The organism is Lonepinella sp. MS14436 (assembly GCF_042470565.1).
Taxonomy (GTDB): domain Bacteria; phylum Pseudomonadota; class Gammaproteobacteria; order Enterobacterales; family Pasteurellaceae; genus Lonepinella.
In genome coordinates this window covers 753,128-776,095 of the sequence record NZ_CP170385.1, presented here as the reverse complement: position 1 = coordinate 776,095, position 22,968 = coordinate 753,128, and the positions used below count along the sequence as shown (strand labels likewise).

The following is a 22,968-nucleotide window of genomic DNA, read 5'->3' as shown; positions in this document are numbered from 1 at the left end:
AAGAAACTGTTATTCCGTAGTCGTTTGTAGCACTTTTATTAACGGTTCATTTTGTGCAATGTGTGGTTCGGCGGTAACAATCACATCAAGAAAATGCTCGCTATTAGTAATAATTACAGGGGTCATGACTGAATAGCCTGCTTGAGTAATTGCCGCAATATCAAATAGAGCTAACCGTTGCCCCGCAGAAATATGCTCGCCCTCCGTTACCAAGGTTTTAAAATGCTTGCCACCTAGTTTTACGGTATCTATACCAATATGAATCAGAATTTCCAAGCCATCATCGGACACAATGTTGTAGGCGTGTTTAGTCGGGAAAATTGAGCTAACGATGCCGTTAACGGGTGAAATCAATTCGCCTTTAGTTGGCAAAATCGCAACGCCTTTACCAAGTGCTTCGGAGGAAAACATTGGATCTTCAATGCTAGATAATTTATGCACTTCTCCCTCTAACGGGCTGATTAAACTGAATTTTTCTAATGGAATAGTGTGAACGACAGTATTTTCCGATGTGGTAGTCGGCTCTACATTATTAGCCGATTTTGGCAACATATCATCGTTATAGCCGAAAAGATAAGTTAATATACAGCCCACGAGAAAGGCTGTGGCTAAACCGAACGAATAGAATAGCAAAGAACTTTCTGGACCGATCAACACGGGATAAAGCAATAATCCGCTGAAACCGAAAGCAAACATTTTCACCGTACTTAATGCCATCACCGCACCGCCGATTGCACCGCCGACAACGCCATAAATAAAGGGCTTTTTGAAGCGTAAAGTAATCCCGTAAATTAATGGTTCGGTAATCCCCAAAACGCCAGAAAAAGCGGTTGACCCAGCAAGGGATTTAATCTCTTTATTGCGTGATTTTAAAAATACCGCAAAAGTCGCCCCCGCTTGCCCAAGTACGGCAGCACCTGTTAATGGTGCAATTACATCAAAACCAATCACTGCCATATTGTTAATCATAATCGGCACCACACTCCAGTGAATGCCAAAAATTACCAACACTTGCCAAATACCACCCACAAATAGACCTGTTAGCACTGGGCTAACTTCCATCATCCAAGACAGTGCAGATGCCAAAGCATGTCCGATGCCTGAACCGATAGGACCGATAATTAATAAGGTTAATGGCACAACCACAGCCAAGGTACAGGCTGGAGCAAAGAAATTCCGCACCGATTCGTGCCAGATTTTTTCAAAAAAGCGTTGTATATAAGATTGAGCCCACACCGCCAGTAAAATCGGGATAACACTGTAAGTGTAGGTCATTACTGCTACGTCAAAACCAAATAATACCAAGTCTTTACCATTGCTGGCTATTTCTACCAAAGAGGGATAAAGCAAGGCAGTGGCAACACCTACCGCAATATAAGGGCTGGTTTTTAATTTTTGTGAGCTTGAAAAAGCTAAAAAGACGGGTAAGAAATAAAAGGTTGCACTGGCAGTGGCATCTAACACCAAATAAGTACCCGATTGAGGATCTATCCAACCTGCCACAGAAAGAATAGCTAATACCCCTTTCAGAATACCCGAACCAGCCATTACGCCAATCATCGGCGTAAATGAACCCGCTAAAAAATCAATGGCACGGTTAATCACGCTGGCTTTCGGTAAATCTTTCGCATCGCCTGCTTCAATATTGGCAATATTCATAATTTCCGCATAGACTTTTGGTACATTATTACCAATCACCACCTGAAATTGTCCGCCGCTTTCTACCACGCTAATCACTCCAGCGGTCTGACTAAGTGCATCTTTATTCGCTTTGGTACGGTCTTTTAACACGAAACGTAATCGTGTCGCACAATGTACCAAGGAATGTACATTTTGTTCACCGCCTACCTGTTGTATGATCTCTTGAGCAAGTTTACCGAAATCTTTAGCCATAATGCGTTCCTCTTAATGTGTTTAATTTTGAGGTAATAAAAAAGCCTAAGCAAAATAACGCTCAAACGAGTTGTTATTTTGCTTAGGCTTGCCGAATTAACGTAACACCCTAAGTGTTGGCTTGAGTATAATCAGAAACGAGATATTTTGTAAAACATTAATTTATAAAATTGTGACATTGATCACAAATTCTAGGAAAATTTCTGCAAAAGTGCGGTGATTTTTATTTAAAAAATCTCACAAACTTATCCAAGTTACTCAAATAATTCTGAATGTGTCCCTAATCTTGTATAGCTAATTTTGATACTATCTGCATCTTCTTTAATACTATAAATCAGCAATAAATCATTAAATATATGGCATTCTCTAAATCCCTCAAAATTACCACTCAATGAGTGATCCTTATATTTTTCGGGAAGTAGCATTCCTTGATTTATGTTACTTATCACCTCATTATATGCGGTTGAAGTAAAAATCTCAGGTTTTGATTTGGTATATTTTACAAGATCTTTACTAAAAGTTTTCGTTTGAGCCACATAACGTTTTTTAGGCGTTTCGTTTAATTTTTTTTGCATTAACATTATCCTTAGCTATGTCCAGCATTTGGTTAGCTGGATCATCATCAACAAGATGATATTCCATATTTCCACTGTTCACTTCTTCCATAGCTTCTAAGGTTTCGGCATTGGGTTTCAAGTAACTTAAATTTAATGGTACTGTTTTGGTATTAGCAATCTCGGTTAAAAATAGATTAAAGACCTGAGATGGTGTAAATCCATAACTTTGAATGATCTTATAAGCATTCACTTTAAGACTATCCGCAGTTCTGAAATTAATCGCAGCATTTAAATTAGACATAGAGTTACTCTCCTATTAAGTTGATGATGTATTTCAATGAAACACATCATTACTATAACACCAACAATATTGTAATGCAAATGAAATACAAATTTCGTTTTATTGCTCATATTCTGGTAATTTATCCTCTTTTAATTCAGAAAAAGGGACTTCTTTTTCGAAATTAAATACTTTAATATCCGTATCATTCTTATCAGAGAAAAAATCATAGCCCGTATTCAATTCTTGGGTTTGAATGCCTAGCCATTGGGCAAAACCGTACATAAAATTCATCGCACTACGTTGTACATTGACCACTTCCCTTTGCGTGTCATCGCTGGATAATTTAAAGAACGGCACTTCATAATTTTGTTTGAACTCGCTACCATGAGCTAAACTCAATTCGTTTTTATCTTCTTTATCGGTATAAGATAAACCATGATCCGAAAAATAAATCAATGAATAACTTTGCTGTTGTTGTTTTAATAAATCAACAATATGTTCTATCAAATTATCGGTTTTTAAGATGCTACTGGCATAGCAAGAAAGCGATTTGTTGATGAAATCAAGGGTAATTTTATCATTTACACGATCACAAAATTTTGCATGAGATCCCATAAGATGTAATACAAACAATCTATTGCCGTCTGTGGCAGTTTGGCTCATTTGCTCGGTAAGCATTTCCAGCAATTTATCATCATCAATATAACTGGTATTAAACGCTCCTTTCTTGGTGAAAAGATGCACGTCTGCCGAAGCACCAATGCGACTGGCAATGGTGTCGAATTTTCCCATGCTACCTTGATTGGATAGCCAAATAGTTTTGAACTGTGCGGCTTTGGCTAAGGTAATAATATTATAGGCATAATTCACTTTCTTATGTTTTTGATCCTTAAAATACAAAGAATACAGTAAAGAATGATAAGTCGCAGGTGCAGCGGAAATATAACCACTATTAATATAGCCGTTAGTTTTATCTAAAAATGGCGTAGTCGGTAAATTAAAACCATAGGTTGACACCCAATCCCGTCTGGCACTTTCGCCAATAATCAACACATAATTTTTGTATTTTGCTTGCACGGAAGAAACCTGCCATGGTGGAACAGCATTGGTGAGATTTTCTAATTCTTTTTTCTCGCTGTAATAATCTGTAATACTTTGATAAATATTGGTGTAAAAAGAAATAAAATTAACTGGCGTATCGGACAGCGTCCAAGAAGTTTCTTCTATACTATTCTCTTGTTGATGAACATAAACTTTGGTTGGCAAATAAAGCACGCTAAACAATAGCACTAAAAACAGAATACTATGTAAGATGGTTTTATTATCCGCACTCGGTTTATTATATTTTTCCAGTCTAAATAAAATATACGCTGAAAAAACAAACAGAAACGGCATCAACGCATCGGATATTTTCAACTGTTGAATAAAGGATAAGGATTCATCAATATTCGTTTCAATAAAGGCAGCAACAATACCTGAATTTAATGAGCCATAACGTAAATCCACGGGATAATATAAGGCTAATGTAATGGTGATAAACCCCACCACCCAAAAGAATAATTTGCGATTTATCGCATAGACTAAATAATAAAAAATATAGGTGCTGGCAATGGCGTAATGAATCGCTTTTTCTGGTGAAATAAATACGGTTAACACGGAGAAGAACAGTAACCAAATATAAAATAAGCGGTTTTCTAAATAGGAACGAATTCTTTTTAGCATAATTAAAATAAATAATTGGAAAAATAAGTTTCCCAAAACCTATGATGTTTTGGGAAACGGGAGTGGATGTTATTTTTTATTTTGATAGAAGTTGGGTTTTGAATCAAGTGCATGTCCAACTTCTTCGTTTAAACCAACGATTTGGCGGAAAGTTTCTAAAAGCTCTTCTTTACTACTGGCTAGATAGTAACCTTTTTCGCCAACACAATTTTGCCAACCTGTTTTCTGCTCGCCGTCAGGTGGATAACCAAAAGCGACAAAGGCAATTCTTGCTGGACGAGTTGTATAATTCTTATCTTGTAAAGAATCTAATTTAGCTCTAATTTTATCGCAAAGTCCTTTTGCAATAAGTTTTGGTGTTACTAATATTGGATTTAACTCTTTTGAAAGTTCATCCTTACCATCAGATAATACTATAAGAATACGCTGTGTATTCGTTTTTAATGTTGCTGGCGATGCCTCAGGATTAGTATTCTTATCCATTAAATAATTAGCACCCATCAATAAACCAGAACTACTTAAAGTAGCCCCTGCGGCATCTAATGCACTAAAAGTATTTTTTAAGGTGGTGTGCTGATCTTTACCATACCAAAAATTGGTTGTAGTATTTGAACTACTGCCTAAACAAAATGCAGATTTTGTATAAGAAATAAAATCTCTATCACTAAAATCTTTACCATTAAACGAATTAGAATCCACTAAATTAATCGTTTTATCTAAATCTACAGAGTCATTCATATATTTAATAATTTCTTTATAATCTGAATTTGTCTTAGATGACTTTGTTAAATGAGGACTCAAACTTGCTGCCAAATTATTCTTAAAATAAAAAGGCAAATAACAATAACCTGAACGATCTTTTTGCTGTGCTCCAAAAGAAAAAGCTGTAAAACCTATACGATTAAAAGGACTAATATTGCGATTGTCGTTTTCAGCTTTTTTAGAATCTAACAAATCTTCACTAATAGATGCAACAACCTCTTTAAGAGCTTTTAATTTAGACTTAGAGGAATCTTTTACTGAATTTGTTTCAACATCATAATTCATAGAACCACTAAAGTCACTGACTAACATTAAATCCAATGGTGCAACATCATCTTGATTTTTCTGTGCATAAATCGCCCCAGAAGAGATTTTTTCTGTTTTGTCAAAAGATAACGCTTGATCTTTCAAATAAAACCAAGACGGGCGATCAAAATTACCGCTCACTTCACAAGCCACGGTTTTAGAAATACCATTAGAACCATTATCAATAGGACCACATTTATAGTGGTATTCATCTTTAATATCTGAATTATTATCCTTAGGATTAGGACGATAAGTATTACCTAAATAATAGCTTTGAACAATTCCTCTGATTAATTCTTGATTGCGTTTATCTTGTTGCTCCTCGGATTTCGCATTAGCATCAGATTTATCACTTTGCTGGCGTGTAACATCGTAATGGCTTTTATTTTGTCTATTAGCATTATTTTCTGCCACCAACGCCAAACTCGCTTGTTCCATACCTTGTACAAAACGAGCTTTATCTAATAACAGCCCTGAACCATCTACTGCAAAGGCGATTAAACCCACCAATACAACAGAAAGTAATCCCATCATAACGCTATAAACCCCACTTTCATTTTTATAAAAATAAAGTGTGGCTTTATAACTATTTTTGGCAATATAAACTATGTTTTTCACATTAAAATCTCTTCTATAATATTAACGGGATACAGCTAAAGAGGTAGAACGTAGCATTCCGTTTGATTTAGCACTATCACCTGCAACTAAGGCTCTAAATAAGCCACTGCCAGTTTCCATACAAACGGTAACTTGATAAAGTGGAATTTTCCGCTCACCATTCGCCTCGGAACGTGGTGATAAATCTGCACGCTGTCTTAATGGTATGCTTGGTTGACACTTGGTAGTATCACCTAATACTGTCGGCGTGTTTGGTGTTGCCCCATTAAAAGTCAACTGCTCCAAAATAATCATCGCATCATGATCATTACTACCATACAAAATTCCTGACGCTAATTTCTTAAAGGTAACTAAATCGTTATTAGCTATTTTTGTATCCTGTGAAATAGTTTCACTGCCATTATATAGTTGATTACGTTCACGCAATATATTGACTAATGAATAAGAGGCATTATCTAGTTTTCCTAAAGTCGAACGCACAAACACTAAATCTGCCATAAAAGCAAAAATAACCGCTAACACAATCATGATAAGAACAAACTCAATCGTAACCGAGCCTTTTTTATTGCTGGAAAAAGATTTAATTTGTGTATTGAAATTGCGATCTTTCATATTCTTGTACCATAACAATTTTTCTTTCTAATAAATTATTCGTCCAGCTTGTCGGTAAAAATGGTAAAGGCACGACTGGCTGATAACTATATTTTACGGTGTATAATGCCAAAGTAGAATTCACCCCCGTAGAAGAAAATTTATTTGAATCCTTAGGATCTCTTTTAAATTTTCCATTAACTAAATCATCAAGGGAATCCGCATATTTAACATCAACCTCTAATTTATTATTAGCTTCCCCTAAGAACGCAATAGTACCGCTCTGTAAGTCATTACGTTGCTCTATTAAGATTTTCTCAAACTGGGTTTTATAGTCACTATTGGCTGCCCGTTGGTTTTTAGCGATTCTGACACTTTCAGTAATCGCTAAATCCCAATAGGCAGAAATAATTGCCAAGCGGCATAATTCAAAAATGAGAAACACCACAAAAAAGAAGATACCAACGGTGAGAGAAAATTCGATAGTAGAAACCCCATTCGGGTTTACTAGCATTTTCTTCAAGTTCTTTATCATAAATTAACCTTTTTTATTATCCTGATTATTTATGTGCGGTGATTTTTTCTGCTTTTTTTAATGCGGATACAAGATCTTCTGGCGAGGTGCTTAAACGTTCTTTACGAATAATATCTAAGGCGTAATCAGTATCATTGTTTTTCACTAAAGCAAAAACTAGATTATGAATTAAGCGTTGATCTTTCACCCCATTTAAATATTGTGGTAGTAACAAATCCACCGCATTACGGTAGTCACCACTAATAATATTTAACATTGCCATATTATTAATCGCCGCCACATCGTTAAGGAAAAATTCTCTGGCTTTCACAAGATCATTTTGAGCTTCAGATAAACGTCCTAGATGTGCGAAAGCAATACCACGCAAATTATAGGCTTCAGCATTTCTCGGATCTCTTTGTAGCACAGCATCTGCGGCTGAAACTGCTTGAGAATATTGTTTCAACTGAATTAAGTTTTTAACTTGCAACACACTCGCTTGAACAGCTAACGGGCTTTGCAAATCCAATAATGGCGTTAAATATAACATAGAAGATTTATAATCTCCTTTGATATGATAACTATTGGCTAGTTTATAGCGAACATTCGGATCATCATTGGTTTTTAATGAATCACGATAAAGCGAAATCAAACCACCGTAATTTTTGGTGCTTTCATATAGCTTTTCTTTTGCTTCAAAATTCTCTGCGGTTGTTGGTTTATTGAAGTTTGCACAAGCAGTCAACGAAACAACGAAACCTAGAAGTAATACTTTTTTAATTAATTTAAAATACATTTGGAAATACCCTCATTGCACCCGGTGCTAAGATTAAAATAATAATTGGAAACATAATAAACAGAATTAAAGGAACACTCATTTTAGCGGCAAGCGTACCTAATTTTTCTTCTATTTCTAATAACTGCGTTTCTCGAATATCAGCAGATAACTGCGTTAAATGTGAATAAATAGAAGAACCAAAACTAAGACTTTGCTGTAATACAGTACAAAACATTCGAATTTCTCTGGTTGGCAAAGAAATCGCTAAATCTTGCAATGCTGCACTCAAGCCCGTAATTTCAGATTTCCGAATAATACGTAACATTACATAACTTAGATCAGAATTTAATACTTCGAAATCGTTTGCAACACGTTTTAATGCCGCATCAATACTGATCCCAGTTTGAATACAGACTGCCACAAGATCAACAAAGCCTGGTAAATCTACCATTATTTTCTTAATTTTTCTTTTTAATACAGTACTGGTTGTAATCCCTGGAACAAGAATAACAAAAACAAATATTACCGCACCAGCTAATAGCATAGAAATTGAATCAGCGTCCTGATTAAAAAGATAATAAATACAGAATAAAAATAAGGTTAATAAAATCTTAAGTTTTATATTTTTATCAAAAATACCTAACACTTTCAGCACTGGGTTATTATTGATTAATAATAACTCTAGTTCAAGTTGTTGTTTATTTTTACCCTGATTAATTTCTGTGTCATCTTTCTCTTTTGGTTTTTCGCCTGAAATATATTCTTTATTCCGATCTAATTTCTTTTTAGCCGAAAATGCAAAAAACAACAAAATCATTCCGAATAACGTTAATGTGAAATAGTATAGAAATACATTTAATGTCATGTTGACTTCCTCATTAACCACCAAATAATTGACATACCAAAAAGTTCACTACCTAGTACATAATAAAGAATAATACGCCCACTAGGATCATTAACTACATAGTCATAATTTTCTGGCATGGTGAATCTCATAAAGATAAAAAATAGCACAGGGAAAGCCGCTACAATCATGGCAGACATACGAGCTTCCGAGGTCATTGCTCTTTTTTTCTTTTCCATTTTTTTACTATCAGCGATCATTCGACCTAAGCGGAAAATAACTTCACGCATTTGTCCCCCTTTATCAAGGTTAATTCGAATAATCGTAATGAAAAAATAAAATTCTTTATAAGGATAACGGCTATAGCTATCATCAAACACTGAAGCTGCATCTTCACCAATGGCTAAACGTTTATGAATAGATTTAAATTCATCGCCTAATTGCCCTGGGATTTCTCTGCCACAATGCCCAAGTGCTTGTAATAAGCCTGCACCTGCGGAAGTGGCTGAGTTCATGATTTGTATAACTTCAGGAAACTTATCTTCAAAAATTTTTCTATTATGACGTTGTCCTTTTTTCCAAACAAACAACACCAACAGCACTAAGAAAAATCCAGCAAAAACAAATCGATCCCATTTAATAAATTCATAATTCAAGTAATAACAAGTAAAAAAGATAGCCAAAGTAATCAGCACATTTCTACTTAAATTTTTACTATTACCCGAAACGAAATAATATTTCCATAATACAAATTTTGCTTTCAGGTCTGCAACAAAATTACTAAACGTCTTAAATGAAACATTACGTCTATTATTAATTTTCTTGCGAGTAGAAAAGAAAATCGTTGCAGTATAAATAAATAATAATACCCCGAAAGATACTACTAAGTAATATAGAAGAAGAGTACTCATTCAACCCCCTCAAAAATACTTGCCAACTCTGAACCTAAGTTAAAGATCTGTGCATTTTGTGCAACAATCGAACGTTTCAACAAGCCGTGACAAACAAATTCGCCGAGAATTTTACCATCTTTATCACGATGTTGGCTTGGCTCAAAGTTAAAAATATCCTGCAATACAATTTGCCCATTTTCCATGCCCATTATTTCGGTAATATTAATAATTTTTCTTGAACCATCATTTAAACGTGTGGCTTGAATAATAATATTAACCGCAGAAGCAATATTACGGCGAATTGCTTCGAGTGGCAGTGAAGCGTTTGACATCATCACCATACTTTCCAAACGAGCTAAAGCATCTCGCGGGCTATTGGCGTGCAGGGTTGACATAGAACCATCGTGTCCCGTATTCATTGCTTGTAGCATCTGAAAGGCTTCCCCACCACGACATTCCCCGACAATTATACGTTCTGGTCGCATACGTAAAGAGTTAATCACCAAATCTTGCATGGTTACTTCACCAGTATGCTCAACCCCCGCTAAACGTGTTTCTAACCGAACAACGTGCGGTTGTTCCAAACGTAATTCAGCGGTATCTTCCAATGTAATTACTCGTTCTTGTGGCGAAATATAGTTAGATAAGGCATTCAACAAGGTTGTTTTACCTGAACCTGTACCACCTGAAACGATAATATTGACTCGAGATCTGGCTGCAATAATCAAAAAATTCGCCATTTCACGTGACATTGAACCAAAATTCACTAATTCTTGTAGTGATTTTTTTGATTTACTAAATTTACGAATAGAAATAGAAGTACCATCTAACGCAATCGGCTGTACCACCACATTTAAACGGCTACCATCTGGTAAACGTGAGTCCACCAAAGGTGAAGAGTCATCAATACGGCGACCCACTCTTGCCACTAAACGTTTTGCAATATCCGTTAGCTGATTATTGTCGATAAACGATTTATTAGTTTTTTCCAATAAACCCGCACGTTCTACCCAAACATCATCAGGACCATTAACTAAAATATCATTGACCGTATCATCAGCCATTAATTCTCGCATGGGTCCATAACCATCAATTTCATCAGCAATGACTTCCGCCATAAAACGGGCATCCGCAGAAGTAATATAAAGGTTATGATTCGCAGAAACTTGAGATACAACCTGAATTAGTTCATCAATAACTTCATTTCTTTCATCTTGTATCTGATCAAGTTTCTCAATATCTAAATTACTTAATAGCTCATTTCGAAAAAAGATTTGTTGTTCTTTAGTTAACATCTAAATTCACCTACTTATTTAAAGGCATCAAGTATAGAAGTCCATAAACTACTTTTCTTTTTATTACGGCGGAATGTGGTACGTGAAATCGTACCAAGCACTTTCATTGCTAAACTATTAATTTCAGTTTGACCCTCTTTTGGCAACTTCACTGATAAAACAGTGCGGCTTTCAGTTTGTTTCAAAAATGGAATTACCGCATCAACAGGGCAGCCTAATAAAGATTCAATATCAGTTCTTGCCATTAATTTGGAAGTTTCCAACGAACTATCTGAAATACAAATAAACGTACGAATTGCTTTGCCTGTCGTGCCAGAAATACGATCACATTGTTCTAAAAATTGTTTAGCCACACGTAATGAGCTAATACGGCGTTCAACCACTAACACAAAATTGTTACTATAATCAATGAAACTAGCAAATTGCTCAGGGTGGACATTGAAAATAGGTTGATCATAAATAATAAAATTGTATTTTTCAGTGAGTGCCACATCTAAATTTTGTGGTTCGCCTTTGAATAAATGCAAATTTGATTCATATTCGACAATATCTTGTACTTTTTTATCAAACAACAGATCCAAATCTTGTGATCCATTTGAACCCTGTGCTAATAAAATAGGAACTTTTTTAGTTGCCGCAATATTACTGGCAATATGCGAACTAATAAAACTTGCACCAATTCCGCCTTTACAGCCTAACACACAGACTTTAATGGTATTTCTAACTTGTGGAATACTCACCCCAGCAGAAATAATTCTCTCTGCCATTTGGATTAATTGAGAATCACTATTGAAATAAAGAATACTTTTATTCAATAATTTTTGTGCAATAGAAATAGAGTCACATGTCCCAATTAGGCAACACCAAATATGTTGTGGCACAACTGCATTAACACGTTCAGAAATAACTTTGACATTAGAAGCATTATGGATATCAGCAATGATCCCTACGGTTTCCTCTGCGTTAAAAGTCATATCATCATCAGTTAAAAAATCTTTCTCGACAATTTCAATTCGTTCTAAACCACGAGTACGCAGTAATTGTGCAACATGAGTCTGTATTTCTTCTCTTTCAGATAGAATAATTATTTTTCTTGCACTATCTGTAACAACATTTTCTTTATCAAGTAACAACATAAATTGACCTTTAATAAATTCCCGATTAGTTTTTTAATTGAATTCGATAGTTATTTTTCGTAGCACAAGGGTTATAAGGATCATAACTCATGTGGTCCTCTGCGGTATCAAAACGGCAATTTGTTTTCTTCGCACCCCAATGTGCGACTTCAACATAGAGCGGATAAAGCATCTGATTTTTGCTACCATTTTGGATTTGAATATTATTTTTCTTAATTCCTTTCGCAATCAAGGCTTTTTGAATATGTTCAGCATTATGTTTTGCTGATGAATTTGCCCAAATAATATTGACCTTTTTGCTTTTATCGCTGCCCACATCACGTACTACATCACGCACAACATTGTGGACGGCTAAATCTGTATTATTGGCTAATACATGACGGTTCACTAATTGAGTATGTGGTGCATATTTACTTTGGGTTGGCTGTGCGATAGCGGTATTTTTTACCAACTCATTCATTTGTCCGAATGCTGTTTGACAGCAAACGCCTAATAATAATCCTGCTAAAATTCTTCTCATTGGATAAATCCTCCATTTCTCAAGAAATTAGAAGTCTGTGTTTTGTGGTAAACTTTTTTCAACGGTGTTACATTGAAGAAACGTTCCATAGTACCCGTTTGTTCAAATGTTGGATAAACAATTTGATCATCAGTTACCGCTTTCACCAAATTAACCGTTGCCACAATCACTAACTCTTTGCTTTCATGGCTGGTTGACGCACTACGGAAAAATGCACCTAAAATTGGAATATCGCCTAACACAGGAATTTTAGATAAACCCTCAATATCATCTTGGCTCAGTAAACCACCGATAATAAAACTTTCTCCGTCTGCAATTTCAAAGGTTGATTTAGAACGACGAGTATTGAAATATGGCACTTCACCGATACCGTCATAGGTATAGTTACCTGCTAAGGTACTCACTTCTTGAGCCAACGCTAAACGAATGCGATTATCTTTTTGTAATTTCGCACCCACGCCTAATTTAATCCCGAAATCTTTGTAAATAATACTTGGATTACCATCACGGTCACGTTGAGCAAAAGGAATTTCGCCCCCGACTAAAATATCCGCTGTTTCACCTGATAACATGGAAACATTTGGTTCTGCAAGGACTTTACCATTGTTCTGATTATCTAACGCATTAATAAAAATACTTAGTCCTTCAGCATTAAGAGTCAAGGTTCCGCCCGTTGTACCATTAAAACTGCCACTGCCTGAAAAACTTTTACCCAAGTTGTTGAGCAAATTGCCATGGAGATTATTCCAGTTAATCCCTAACGCATCAGAAAATTTCTTATTCACTTCAACAACGGTTAATTTCACGTTGATTTGTGCATTATCAGCAACTCGAGAATTATTAATCACATCGTCATAGCTATATTTATCTAAAAACGATACTTTATCTTCGCTACCATTAGTATGTTGCAATTTGTATTCTGTCACTTTCGGGCTAGAACCTAATGAAGCACCCACAATGCGATTCACTTCATCACGTTCATTTTCTGAATTGGCTTCACCCTCAATTACATAAGCCTTACCGACTTTTTTAACTGAAAGTTTGCTGTTTGGGAAACGTGCTTTAATTTGACTGTTAGTATCAGAAATATTACTTAATGCGTTATTCACATTAATTATATCGGATTTGATTTGATTACCTTGTTCGTCAAAGGCAACCACTTCTGATTTACCCTCGTCTTTGGTATAAATCATAAAACTGTGATCATCTAAAATTTCATAATCCGCTACATTCGGAGAAGAAACAAACACCGTATCAATTTTTTGATCTGATTTAATTAAACGAGATTGTCCTTTTTCCAAATTAAAGGTTTGCGAAAAAGCATTATATGATAAACAGATTAATGCTACACCAATAAACTTAGCTAGCCATTTTTTTCTACTGGTCAACATTCTTATTGTCCTCTTAATTTTCTAATAAACATGCCGCGATGATTAATCGTGGAGGCTTCTGTATTGGTTGGTAAAACGATTAATTTGCTTTCTTTGGCAACGGAATAAGCGTTTTGCACTTGGTCAGCTTCGACTTTCACCGTAATATAACCAACAAAATCTTTGCTATCCGATCTTTGAATTTCGTTATCGGAAAATTTCTTCGTGTATAACACCAACACATTGTCAATCACTTTGATTAATTCATTTCTGTCCGCACTGTCAAATCCTTTGGCAGTTTGTTGACCAAAAATAGACACTGAGCCACCCGCTAATACGGTATCTAACAAATAAGCATCTTCTGGTTTAACATAAATACGATAGGCAACTTCACGTTTGCCATCTACGCTAGAAAGTAAAAATCTTGGGTCGTCAGGTGAAATGATATTATCTTTTGATAAGAAAGAATCTTTGGTTAAGTTTTCAGACATTAAAAAACCCTGCAAAGAATGATTTGCCGAGTTATTAATCCAGTCTTTCACATCCTTATCAACTAAAGGGCTATCTATATCAACGGTTAAATCAGAAAGGGTATAATCTTCTGCTTGAAGCAATGATCCTTTGGTTACATTACGCGTTAATACCGCAGTGGTAATTAATTTTTGTTCTTTTCCTGGTTCTTTGACTTCGGTGGTTTGGTTCTCAAGTCCTACATCAGAATCAGCTTCATCTGATGATGGAATTAAGAATAATCCACCTAAACCAACCGCAAGAATAAGAAATGAAATGAAAAAAAGAATTCTATAATTCATTTTTAATCCTTAAATTAAATTTAATAAAGTTAATATAGTCATAACACAAGGGGTTATGTACTATACAAAAACATATTGACTAAATAACCCAAACTAATGGCAACACCATAAGGTACACCGTTGTTTGTAATAGATTTTCTGTGAAACAGAAAACCCCAGATAATAACAAGTAGCCCTGAGAGCGTAATAAAAAAGAAAAGTGATGGGATTTGATCATTTGGTAAAGATAAGGTTAATGCGGCAATCAGTTTTACATCGCCACCGCCTATGACTTTCAGGCTAAATAATAAAAATCCTATCAGTAAAACACATATTGGGGTTAAAATAAAAATGGTTTCATATTTCAACCAAGTTAACATTATTAATATAAAACATAAAATAACAACGATTTTATTCTCAATAATCCTACGTCTAATATCAGAGTAAGAAACATTGATTAATAAAAGAATAGTCAGGATATCAAAAAATATTATGAGATTTTCTCTAAACATCACTTTACTACTTTATGCTTTATAATAATAAGAATGGGGAAATCCATTTCCCCTTATTACTTTTTTAAAATTAACTTATTGAGTTGTTATCACCGCATCGGTCACGGTGCTGGTTAAGCTACTGTATTTAGATGACAATTCAGCCACAAAACCCGTATCGCTATAAAATACTGCTACCACAAAGACCGCAATAACTACCGCCATTAAGGCATATTCCGTAGCTGTTACTCCCACTTGATCTCGCTTGAATTTATATAACTTTTCCGCTACCACCAAATAAAACTCATTTGTCAGCTTAGATAACATTCTTTACTGTCCTATTTAAAACCAGTATCTAAACTGAGTTAGATACTGGTATTTATTATATTTACTATGGAGTAGTAGTGCCTTTTGTAACTGTAGCAGCACCAACAGTAGTAGTTAAATTACCAAATTTTTCTGATAATTTAGCAATAAAACCACTATCGTTATAGAATACACTAACAATAAGTACTGCAACTGCGATAGCAATTAAACCGTACTCAATTGCAGTTACCCCTTTTTGATCATTTTTAAAGTTACGTAACCCTTCAGTTACAGTGATATAAGTTTTTGTTAAAATGTTTGATAACATCTTTCAATTTCCTCTCTTTTGTTTATGAAAAAATATGTTTAGGACTTTTGAACCCAACTTAAATTAGTCTAAGTCAGATTCGATTATTTCGTGTATTTTTTGCTATAAAAATAACCACATTGCACTTCATTCAACCAGATTCAATTTTCAATCCTGCACTGGATTATTATTACAAAAATACGGGTATATTGAATTTCAGCTCCAATATGGATGCGAATTATCCATAAATTTTTTTTGAAGTACAGTTAATTTTTCAAAATCACAACTGGTCAGACCTCTAACCACTCAATAGATTAAATATTAACCACAGCAATCGTTTGCTTAATTAATATACATAACTTTCCTTTAAATTTCAATTAATTAATAGAATACATGCTTGCTGAACGGTTTCAGTTGAAAAAGAATGATTATCAACTGTTTTTGTTCATTTTAAATGCAATCGCTTAATATTTAGACAATTACCACAAGATAGCAAGTTGACAAATTGTTAAATATATGCTCCAAAATATGAAAAATCTCACTAAAAGGAACACGCCAGCCTTGCCCTCCCCATAATAACTTATTGATTTTAATGAATATTTATAAAACCATGATATTTATAAGGGGAATAACATTCTGTTAAAATCGATCAAATTTGTTAAAATGTTGTGATAAATTCAAATTTTTCTTTGGTAAGGGGGCAAATTAAGCACAATCCACAAATTGCAGTTAGAAAAAAAGTGCGGTTGAAAATTTGGGGATTTTTTAGCCTTGCATAAGGTAATGGTCTAACTTACTAAAACGCCGTTGACAACAAAACTATTAAAGGATTTTATGTTATAATTATATAGATTAGTGCGATAGCAAAGAGAAGACTAAGATGCTTTATATTCCCAAAACAACCCCTGAAACCTATGTTAGCAGTATTGTAGCATTGAATATTCATAGTCCTGAAGGAACTGGAGATTGGCATAGTGCAGCATCTCTTAACGATGATGCTTTTCCGCTTGATTTTTATCTGTATGGTTCTAATCAGAAACGCAACACCAACCATTTACTAGGGCAACTGGGTATTATTGATGGTACACAACGCTTAAATAGATTAGGTTATTACCCCGAAAATAGCCCCGTTTGGGTCGCTGATCACCCAAGAGCTTGTGTTGATTATCTTTATAGCGGTGGATTACAAACAGGCATTATTGATAATGCCATTTTAGACGATTGGTTCCCCTCTTTTGAAGATAAACAGACTGTTTATGCTTTATTAGATGTGCTTGAACCAAAACTTAATAGCAAAGAAAAAGAAAATTTAAACTTATGGAAACGCAGAAACCCATTGGAATAACCGAAAGGAACTTTTATCACGAAAGAGTGATGAAATCAATTCTTGAAAAATTATCTGACACACCGTTAGTGCTAAAAGGCGGAACCGCCCTTTATTTAGGCTATGGTTTAAATCGATTTTCAGAAGATTTAGATTTTGATTCATCTAAAAAACTTAATTTACTGAACAAAATCAAATCAGCCGCACCACAAGACATAACAATTAATGATATAAATGTGAAAAAAGATACTGATACAGTAAGCCGTTATATCATTAATTATCAAGTAAATGAAACGGGGAAATCAGATGCGTTAAAACTGGAAATATCTTACCGAACCCCAGCTTTAGAAGATGAAGTGGTAATAAAAAATGGGATTCGCTTCGCTTCTCTTGAACGATTAATTGATAATAAATTAAGTGCCGCTTTTGATGGTGAACATACTCGAAGTAAAGGGCGAGATCTATTTGACTTACATTTCCTAGCCAAAAATTATCCTGAACATTTTACGCAAAATAGTGCATTACGTTTACAACAATTTGCCCAAAATCCTGATGCGTTATTTGAAAAATATAAAGACAGCGTGCAAGATGATGCCTTATTGAATAAAATTATGGATACAGAAAGTCTTGCCTTAGAACTTAATGAAATGGCAAATAATCTTGTTGTTCAACGACAACGAACTGTCAATAACACGCCTAAGTTGTAGATAGTTAAAAAGCTACCATTGCGAATTAGAATGGTAGCTTTTATTGAGCTTTGTGCAAGTGTTATATAATGCCACAAAATTCAGCATTTTTCGACCGCACTTCGGGTTAAATTAGCTTTTATTAATCACGGAAATTATTAAATTGGAATGGTTGTCCCAATTCTGCTCCCTTGACTAATTGAATTGCCGCTTGTAAATCATCGCGAGATTTGCCTGTAACACGCACTTGTTCCCCTTGAATTTGGGTTTGTACTTTGATTTTGCTGTCTTTAATCAATTTAACCAGCTTTTTCGCCATGTCGGTTTCAATCCCTTGTTTTAATTTGATTTCTTTGGAATACAATTTGCCGTGATGCTCGCTTTCGGGCGGTACATCTAACGATGTGCTGTCAATATCACGTTTAATGCAAGAGCCGATTAAAATTTCTAACAGTTGTTCTAATTGGAAATCTGATTCTGAAGTGATTTTTATGCTTTCGTTTTTTTCATTCAGTTCAATCACTGCTTCTACGCCACGGAAGTCATAACGTGAGCTTAATACTCGGTTGGCATTTTCCACCGCATTACGTACTTCGTGCATGGTGAGTTCAGACACAATATCAAATGATGGCATTTTTGTTCTCCTATTTAGTTAAATTAGCAATCCGATCACTGGCACTTAGCAAGCACAGTAATCCCGTTAAATCCGCAAAGTTTACCACAACTTGAGCCTGTTGTTGCACTTTTGATTTGGCGTGAAATGCAGCTCCCAAATTGGCAATTTTCAGCATGGCTAAATCATTCGCACCGTCACCAATGGCGACTGTGTTGCTCGGATCAATATTAAACTGTTGGGTGAGCTGTTGTAACACATTGGCTTTATATTGTGCATCTACAATATCGCCTTGCAGTTTGCCCGTGAGCATGCCATTGTCAATCTCAAATTGATTAGCAATGGCATAATCTAACTGCAACATTTGTTTGAGATAATCAGCGAAATAGGTAAATCCCCCCGAGGCAATGGCGATTTTCCAATGATATTGTTGCAATTCATGCACAGTTTCGGTTAAACCGTCCATTAAGGGTAAATGTTGGCGAACTTCGCCTAAAATACTTTCTTTTGCCCCTGTTAATGTGCCTACACGGCGGCGTAAACTTTGGGCGAAATCTAATTCGCCCCGCATGGCAGCCGCCGTAATCGCAGACACTTGTTCACCCGTGCCTGCAAGTTTGGCAATTTCATCAATACATTCAATTTTAATCGCCGTGCTATCCATATCCATCACTAACAAGCCTGCTTGACTTAATTTTGCGTTAAAATTAATTACGGCTGCGTCTAATTGTAATTGGTGAGCATTCGCAATAAAATCAGGGCTAAATTCCCCTTGGATTAGGATCACCACGTTGTTAGCAATTTCCCAGCAGTCAAAAATCTGAAAATTTTCACCGCACTTTTGTTGGAAAGCCATTAATTTTTCGAGATTTAACTGCGGACTAAATAAAATAGAATAGCCTTGTTTGGCGACAATCGGCTGTTCAGTGAAAAGTGCGGTGGGAAAATGGGGAAATTTTTGTAAAATAGTTTGCATAAGAAATCCTGTTAATTTTTTATTGTAGTGCTACAATCATACATTATTACAAAATATTTGGGTAAAACAACTTGCAAATAATCAAACAAAAACTAACAAAACTGGGTATGTTACTCATTATCTGCCTGCTTTGTGTGGCTATGGTGGCGGTTATTTTATTTGGGGTCAAACAATTCCGCCTTGGTTCGCAATTAGCTAGTATGAATCAGGTGGCGAATTTATCCCATTTGTTAGTGCGGCAACAAACCAATATTCTTTCTCTGCTGTTGCTAAACAATGCCAAAGCGGAAAAATTAACGGAAAGTTTAGATAATTTGACCAAAGAGCGTTTTGTTCTCGATGCGTCTTTATATGCCAGCAATGGTGAGCTATTAGCCCAAAGTAGTAACCGATTAAATTTAAAACAGCAATTAGGTTTAGCCAAAAATAATGATATGACCACCCAACAAATTGTTGAACCGATTTATTCTACCAATGGGGTGGAGGGTTTTTTGCGTATTACATTTGATACCAAACATGTCCAAACCACACAAGGTAAAATCGATCAACTTTTTCATCGTTTATATGCTGAATTGTTGATTGTTCTTGCGGCTGGTATAATGCTAACCAGTTCTATACATTATTTTTTAACCCAATATCGCCGTACCAAACGGCTGGAACTATCCTCTGCTCATGAGTTAATTCAGAAAACCAATGCGAGTAAAAATTTTCATCGCCGCCGCCGCAGAGTTTAACAGATCAAAATTAATTAAATTTTAACCGCACTTTATTTCGAGATAACCGAAAGTGTGCTTTTTTTAAGAATACATGGAAGAAAAATTTTATGTCAATGAATGAAACAGAACAACGCCAAACGTGGTCGAGCCGTTTAACCTATGTGATGACAGTAGCGGGAGCCACTGTCGGTTTTGGAGCAACTTGGCGATTCCCTTATTTAGTTGGCGAAAATGGTGGCGGTGCTTATGTGTTGTTATTTTGCATTGCGATGATTGTAATTGGGATCCCGATGATTTTGGTAGAAAATGTGATTGGTCGCCGCATACATAAAAATGCTGTCGATGCTTTCACAGGAACAGCCAACGGCAAGCCAATTCACCCTGCTTGGAAGATTGTCGGCTATATGGGATTATTAGGGGCTTTTGGTATCCTTGCTTATTATATGGTGCTGGGTGGCTGGGTGCTGACTTATATTGGTAGCATTATTAATGGCACATTGGATTTATCTGCTCCCGTTAGCCCTGAAACCACCGCAAATTTTTTCACCACTCATATTCATAACAGTCCGCTCACTATTTTGGGCTATACGGCTGTGTTTGTGTTGGCTAATTATATTATTTTGGCAAAAGGCATTGTGGACGGGATTGAGCGTTCGGTAAAATTTTTGATGCCATTGTTATTTATTTTCTTGTTGGTGATGATTGTACGCAATATCACCTTAGCAGGGGCGACACAGGGAATTGAATTTTATTTGGTGCCTGATTTTTCCAAAATCAGCAAAGAGTTATTTGTGTTTGTGTTGGGACAAGTTTTCTTTGCCTTAAGCCTTGGTTTTGGTGTGTTAATCACGCTATCAAGTTATTTAGATAAAAAAGAAAATCTAGTCAAAACCGCCTCAATTACCGCCGTGATGAATACTTTAATCGCACTTGCCGCTGGCTTTATGATTTTCCCTTCTTTATTCACTTTTAACGTTGCCCCTAATTCAGGACCGACTTTGGTGTTCCAAAGTTTGCCGATCGTATTTTCTCATATATGGCAAGGTTCAATTTTCGCCGTAATTTTCTTTAGTTTGCTGATCATTGCGGCATTAACGACTTCATTAACCATTTATGAAGTGCTGATTACTACTTTACAAGAAAAAACTCGCTTAGGTCGTAAAGCCTCGATTGCGTTAGTATTGAGCGGTATTTTTCTATTAGGTAATATCCCATCGGTGTTAGGTGATAACCAATGGCAGAATGTAACCATTATCGGGCGAAGTATTTTTGATGCCTTTGATTACATTAGTGGCAATATTCTGTTTATTTTAACCGCACTTGGCTGTGCCGTATTCGTTGGATTTGTGTTAAAAGATGAAGCCAAGCAAGAATTAAATGCAAGCAAAAAACTCACTGCAATTTGGTTTAATTATGTGAAATATGTAATTCCCGTGTTGATTTTGGTGATTTTTGTGTATTCTTTATAAAATAAATCTGTTACATAAAGCCCTCCCCCACTCCCCGATTGCAAAATTGGGGAATTTTTTACGGCTTTTTTTGTTTGAAATACCTTATAGCAAACGTTTACCTCAATTCTCAAAGTCGGTATAATAGCCCCAATTTTTGAACACAAAAGGACAACATCGTGAGCAAACCATCATTAAGTTATAAAGATGCTGGCGTGGATATTAACGCTGGTAATGAATTAGTTGAACGGATTAAACCACACGTAAAACGTACTACTCGCCCTGAAGTGATTGGCGGTTTAGGTGGTTTCGGTGCGTTATGTGCGTTGCCAAGCAAATATAAAGAGCCAATTTTAGTTTCAGGCACGGACGGTGTTGGCACCAAATTACGTTTAGCGATTGATTTGAAAAAACACGATACGATTGGGATTGACTTGGTGGCAATGTGCGTCAATGATTTAGTGGTGCAAGGTGCAGAACCGTTGTTCTTCTTGGATTATTATGCCACAGGAAAATTGGAAGTAGATGTGGCATCCGATGTGGTGAAAGGCATTGCGGAGGGTTGTGTACAATCAGGTTGTGCCTTAGTTGGCGGTGAAACAGCGGAAATGCCAGGTATGTATCACGCTGGTGATTACGATTTAGCTGGCTTCTGTGTCGGTGTGGTGGAAAAATCTAAAATTATTGACGGTTCGCAAGTACAAGCTGGAGATGCGTTAATTGCATTAGCGTCAAGTGGTCCACATTCCAATGGTTATTCTTTAGTGCGTAAGGTGATTGAAGTATCAGGCGTAAACCCTGCCACAGAACAATTAGCAGGTCGTCCGTTAAGCGAACAAGTGCTTGCACCGACCAAAATTTATGTCAAATCGGTGTTAGAATTGATTGAAAATGTCGATGTTCATTCGATTGCTCATTTAACTGGTGGCGGTTTCTGGGAAAATATTCCACGAGTTTTACCACAGAATTTGAAAGCGGTCATTAATGAAAAAAGCTGGCAATGGCAGCCTGTATTTAAATGGTTGCAAGAAAAAGGCAATATTGAAACCTATGAAATGTACCGCACCTTTAACTGTGGTGTAGGCATGGTGATTGCATTACCACAAGCAGATGTGGAAAAAGCCTTGACAGTGTTGCGTGCAGCAGGTGAAGACGCTTGGTTAATCGGTCAAATTGAACCGTTACAAGCAGGCGAACAACAAGTGATTATTCAATAATATTCGGGGCG

Annotated in this window: 25 protein-coding genes; 5 read left to right on the top strand and 20 right to left on the bottom strand. The window is 35.8% G+C overall.

From position 1 onward, the window contains the following. Positions 1-9: 9 nt before the first annotated feature. The 18 genes from O1Q81_RS03725 to O1Q81_RS03640 form a co-directional block, all read right to left on the bottom strand. Positions 10-1,893 carry a beta-glucoside-specific PTS transporter subunit IIABC gene (locus O1Q81_RS03725; RefSeq protein WP_386698291.1) on the bottom strand — a complete coding sequence of 628 codons (1,884 nt, stop codon included), beginning with the start codon at positions 1,891-1,893 and terminating at the stop codon, positions 10-12. 254 nt (positions 1,894-2,147) lie between these two features. Continuing rightward, entirely contained in the window at positions 2,148-2,468 is a 321-nt protein-coding gene (locus O1Q81_RS03720; RefSeq protein WP_386698289.1) for a type II toxin-antitoxin system YafQ family toxin, read from the bottom strand. After that, positions 2,440-2,751 (bottom strand): type II toxin-antitoxin system RelB/DinJ family antitoxin, encoded by a 312-nt coding sequence (locus O1Q81_RS03715; protein WP_386698288.1) that lies wholly within the window; start codon positions 2,749-2,751, stop codon positions 2,440-2,442. Before O1Q81_RS03715 ends, O1Q81_RS03720 begins: the two co-directional genes overlap by 29 nt. Before the next feature lie 99 nt (positions 2,752-2,850). Beyond that, complete coding sequence (locus O1Q81_RS03710; protein ID WP_386698286.1) at positions 2,851-4,455, bottom strand: phosphoethanolamine transferase; 1,605 nt, start codon at positions 4,453-4,455, stop codon at positions 2,851-2,853. A 69-nt stretch (positions 4,456-4,524) separates the two neighbouring features. Next, complete coding sequence (locus tag O1Q81_RS03705; protein ID WP_386698284.1) at positions 4,525-6,141, bottom strand: TadE/TadG family type IV pilus assembly protein; 1,617 nt, start codon at positions 6,139-6,141, stop codon at positions 4,525-4,527. 21 nt (positions 6,142-6,162) lie between these two features. Then, entirely contained in the window at positions 6,163-6,753 is a 591-nt protein-coding gene (tadF, locus tag O1Q81_RS03700) for a tight adherence pilus pseudopilin TadF (RefSeq protein ID WP_386698282.1), read from the bottom strand. Further along, positions 6,722-7,267, bottom strand: a complete 546-nt coding sequence (locus O1Q81_RS03695; protein ID WP_386698280.1) for a TadE/TadG family type IV pilus assembly protein — start codon at positions 7,265-7,267, stop codon at positions 6,722-6,724. Before O1Q81_RS03695 ends, tadF begins: the two co-directional genes overlap by 32 nt. Before the next feature lie 25 nt (positions 7,268-7,292). Beyond that, positions 7,293-8,042, bottom strand: a complete 750-nt coding sequence (locus tag O1Q81_RS03690; RefSeq protein ID WP_386689545.1) for a tetratricopeptide repeat protein — start codon at positions 8,040-8,042, stop codon at positions 7,293-7,295. After that, positions 8,032-8,889: a type II secretion system F family protein gene (locus O1Q81_RS03685; RefSeq protein WP_386689542.1), complete on the bottom strand. Its 858-nt coding sequence runs from the start codon at positions 8,887-8,889 to the stop codon at positions 8,032-8,034. Before O1Q81_RS03685 ends, O1Q81_RS03690 begins: the two co-directional genes overlap by 11 nt. Continuing rightward, positions 8,886-9,779, bottom strand: coding sequence for a type II secretion system F family protein (locus tag O1Q81_RS03680; protein ID WP_386689540.1), 894 nt, complete (start codon positions 9,777-9,779; stop codon positions 8,886-8,888). The genes O1Q81_RS03685 and O1Q81_RS03680 overlap by 4 nt, the downstream gene beginning before the upstream one ends. Then, positions 9,776-11,056 (bottom strand): CpaF family protein, encoded by a 1,281-nt coding sequence (locus O1Q81_RS03675; RefSeq protein WP_386689538.1) that lies wholly within the window; start codon positions 11,054-11,056, stop codon positions 9,776-9,778. Before O1Q81_RS03675 ends, O1Q81_RS03680 begins: the two co-directional genes overlap by 4 nt. A 14-nt stretch (positions 11,057-11,070) precedes the next feature. Continuing rightward, entirely contained in the window at positions 11,071-12,192 is a 1,122-nt protein-coding gene (locus O1Q81_RS03670; protein WP_386698278.1) for a pilus assembly protein, read from the bottom strand. A gap of 25 nt (positions 12,193-12,217) precedes the next feature. After that, entirely contained in the window at positions 12,218-12,712 is a 495-nt protein-coding gene (locus O1Q81_RS03665) for a protein RcpB (RefSeq protein WP_386698276.1), read from the bottom strand. Then, on the bottom strand, positions 12,709-14,103 hold the full coding sequence (locus tag O1Q81_RS03660; RefSeq protein WP_386698274.1) for a type II and III secretion system protein family protein: 1,395 nt from the start codon (positions 14,101-14,103) through the stop codon (positions 12,709-12,711). Before O1Q81_RS03660 ends, O1Q81_RS03665 begins: the two co-directional genes overlap by 4 nt. A gap of 2 nt (positions 14,104-14,105) precedes the next feature. Then, positions 14,106-14,894, bottom strand: coding sequence for a flp operon protein C (locus O1Q81_RS03655; RefSeq protein WP_386698272.1), 789 nt, complete (start codon positions 14,892-14,894; stop codon positions 14,106-14,108). Between the two features lie 53 nt (positions 14,895-14,947). Continuing rightward, a complete protein-coding gene (locus O1Q81_RS03650; RefSeq protein ID WP_386689525.1) occupies positions 14,948-15,385 on the bottom strand; it encodes a prepilin peptidase in 438 nt (145 codons plus the stop codon). Between the two features lie 75 nt (positions 15,386-15,460). After that, positions 15,461-15,691 carry a Flp family type IVb pilin gene (locus tag O1Q81_RS03645; RefSeq protein ID WP_386698270.1) on the bottom strand — a complete coding sequence of 77 codons (231 nt, stop codon included), beginning with the start codon at positions 15,689-15,691 and terminating at the stop codon, positions 15,461-15,463. 64 nt (positions 15,692-15,755) lie between these two features. Beyond that, positions 15,756-15,998 (bottom strand): Flp family type IVb pilin, encoded by a 243-nt coding sequence (locus tag O1Q81_RS03640; protein ID WP_386698268.1) that lies wholly within the window; start codon positions 15,996-15,998, stop codon positions 15,756-15,758. Between the two features lie 859 nt (positions 15,999-16,857). On the opposite strand from O1Q81_RS03640, the gene O1Q81_RS03635 reads away from it, so the two are divergent. Together O1Q81_RS03635 and O1Q81_RS03630 are read left to right on the top strand one after the other, a co-directional pair. Further along, positions 16,858-17,322 carry a hypothetical protein gene (locus O1Q81_RS03635; RefSeq protein WP_386698266.1) on the top strand — a complete coding sequence of 155 codons (465 nt, stop codon included), beginning with the start codon at positions 16,858-16,860 and terminating at the stop codon, positions 17,320-17,322. A 29-nt stretch (positions 17,323-17,351) separates the two neighbouring features. After that, positions 17,352-18,008: a nucleotidyl transferase AbiEii/AbiGii toxin family protein gene (locus O1Q81_RS03630; RefSeq protein ID WP_386698264.1), complete on the top strand. Its 657-nt coding sequence runs from the start codon at positions 17,352-17,354 to the stop codon at positions 18,006-18,008. Between the two features lie 121 nt (positions 18,009-18,129). Here O1Q81_RS03630 and O1Q81_RS03625 read toward each other — a convergent pair whose 3' ends face one another. Further along, entirely contained in the window at positions 18,130-18,621 is a 492-nt protein-coding gene (locus tag O1Q81_RS03625; RefSeq protein WP_386695777.1) for a YajQ family cyclic di-GMP-binding protein, read from the bottom strand. 10 nt (positions 18,622-18,631) lie between these two features. Continuing rightward, entirely contained in the window at positions 18,632-19,576 is a 945-nt protein-coding gene (gene serB, locus O1Q81_RS03620; RefSeq protein WP_386698262.1) for a phosphoserine phosphatase, read from the bottom strand. A gap of 71 nt (positions 19,577-19,647) precedes the next feature. Here serB and O1Q81_RS03615 point away from each other — a divergent pair, with 71 nt between their 5' ends. The 3 genes from O1Q81_RS03615 to purM all read left to right on the top strand — a co-directional run bounded on the left by O1Q81_RS03615 (position 19,648) and on the right by purM (position 22,957). Further along, positions 19,648-20,310, top strand: a complete 663-nt coding sequence (locus O1Q81_RS03615) for a YtjB family periplasmic protein (protein ID WP_386689515.1) — start codon at positions 19,648-19,650, stop codon at positions 20,308-20,310. 95 nt (positions 20,311-20,405) lie between these two features. After that, positions 20,406-21,761 carry a sodium-dependent transporter gene (locus O1Q81_RS03610; RefSeq protein ID WP_386698609.1) on the top strand — a complete coding sequence of 452 codons (1,356 nt, stop codon included), beginning with the start codon at positions 20,406-20,408 and terminating at the stop codon, positions 21,759-21,761. Positions 21,762-21,919: 158 nt separating this feature from the next. Beyond that, a complete protein-coding gene (gene purM, locus O1Q81_RS03605) occupies positions 21,920-22,957 on the top strand; it encodes a phosphoribosylformylglycinamidine cyclo-ligase (protein ID WP_386698260.1) in 1,038 nt (345 codons plus the stop codon). The last annotated feature ends 11 nt before the right edge of the window (positions 22,958-22,968 follow it).

Coding starts and splice junctions, on each gene's coding strand:
- O1Q81_RS03680 (WP_386689540.1), bottom strand. CDS start 9,779: ATGAGTACTCTTCTTCTATATTACTTAGTAGTATCTTTCGGGGTATTA.
- O1Q81_RS03645 (WP_386698270.1), bottom strand. CDS start 15,691: ATGTTATCTAAGCTGACAAATGAGTTTTATTTGGTGGTAGCGGAAAAG.
- O1Q81_RS03650 (WP_386689525.1), bottom strand. CDS start 15,385: ATGTTTAGAGAAAATCTCATAATATTTTTTGATATCCTGACTATTCTT.
- O1Q81_RS03660 (WP_386698274.1), bottom strand. CDS start 14,103: ATGTTGACCAGTAGAAAAAAATGGCTAGCTAAGTTTATTGGTGTAGCA.
- O1Q81_RS03670 (WP_386698278.1), bottom strand. CDS start 12,192: ATGTTGTTACTTGATAAAGAAAATGTTGTTACAGATAGTGCAAGAAAA.
- tadF (WP_386698282.1), bottom strand. CDS start 6,753: ATGAAAGATCGCAATTTCAATACACAAATTAAATCTTTTTCCAGCAAT.
- O1Q81_RS03725 (WP_386698291.1), bottom strand. CDS start 1,893: ATGGCTAAAGATTTCGGTAAACTTGCTCAAGAGATCATACAACAGGTA.
- O1Q81_RS03625 (WP_386695777.1), bottom strand. CDS start 18,621: ATGCCATCATTTGATATTGTGTCTGAACTCACCATGCACGAAGTACGT.
- O1Q81_RS03695 (WP_386698280.1), bottom strand. CDS start 7,267: ATGATAAAGAACTTGAAGAAAATGCTAGTAAACCCGAATGGGGTTTCT.
- O1Q81_RS03665 (WP_386698276.1), bottom strand. CDS start 12,712: ATGAGAAGAATTTTAGCAGGATTATTATTAGGCGTTTGCTGTCAAACA.
- O1Q81_RS03685 (WP_386689542.1), bottom strand. CDS start 8,889: ATGACATTAAATGTATTTCTATACTATTTCACATTAACGTTATTCGGA.
- O1Q81_RS03635 (WP_386698266.1), top strand. CDS start 16,858: ATGCTTTATATTCCCAAAACAACCCCTGAAACCTATGTTAGCAGTATT.
- O1Q81_RS03655 (WP_386698272.1), bottom strand. CDS start 14,894: ATGAATTATAGAATTCTTTTTTTCATTTCATTTCTTATTCTTGCGGTT.
- O1Q81_RS03640 (WP_386698268.1), bottom strand. CDS start 15,998: ATGTTATCAAACATTTTAACAAAAACTTATATCACTGTAACTGAAGGG.
- O1Q81_RS03630 (WP_386698264.1), top strand. CDS start 17,352: ATGAAATCAATTCTTGAAAAATTATCTGACACACCGTTAGTGCTAAAA.
- serB (WP_386698262.1), bottom strand. CDS start 19,576: ATGCAAACTATTTTACAAAAATTTCCCCATTTTCCCACCGCACTTTTC.
- O1Q81_RS03690 (WP_386689545.1), bottom strand. CDS start 8,042: ATGTATTTTAAATTAATTAAAAAAGTATTACTTCTAGGTTTCGTTGTT.
- O1Q81_RS03675 (WP_386689538.1), bottom strand. CDS start 11,056: ATGTTAACTAAAGAACAACAAATCTTTTTTCGAAATGAGCTATTAAGT.
- O1Q81_RS03710 (WP_386698286.1), bottom strand. CDS start 4,455: ATGCTAAAAAGAATTCGTTCCTATTTAGAAAACCGCTTATTTTATATT.
- O1Q81_RS03715 (WP_386698288.1), bottom strand. CDS start 2,751: ATGTCTAATTTAAATGCTGCGATTAATTTCAGAACTGCGGATAGTCTT.
- O1Q81_RS03720 (WP_386698289.1), bottom strand. CDS start 2,468: ATGCAAAAAAAATTAAACGAAACGCCTAAAAAACGTTATGTGGCTCAA.
- O1Q81_RS03610 (WP_386698609.1), top strand. CDS start 20,406: ATGAATGAAACAGAACAACGCCAAACGTGGTCGAGCCGTTTAACCTAT.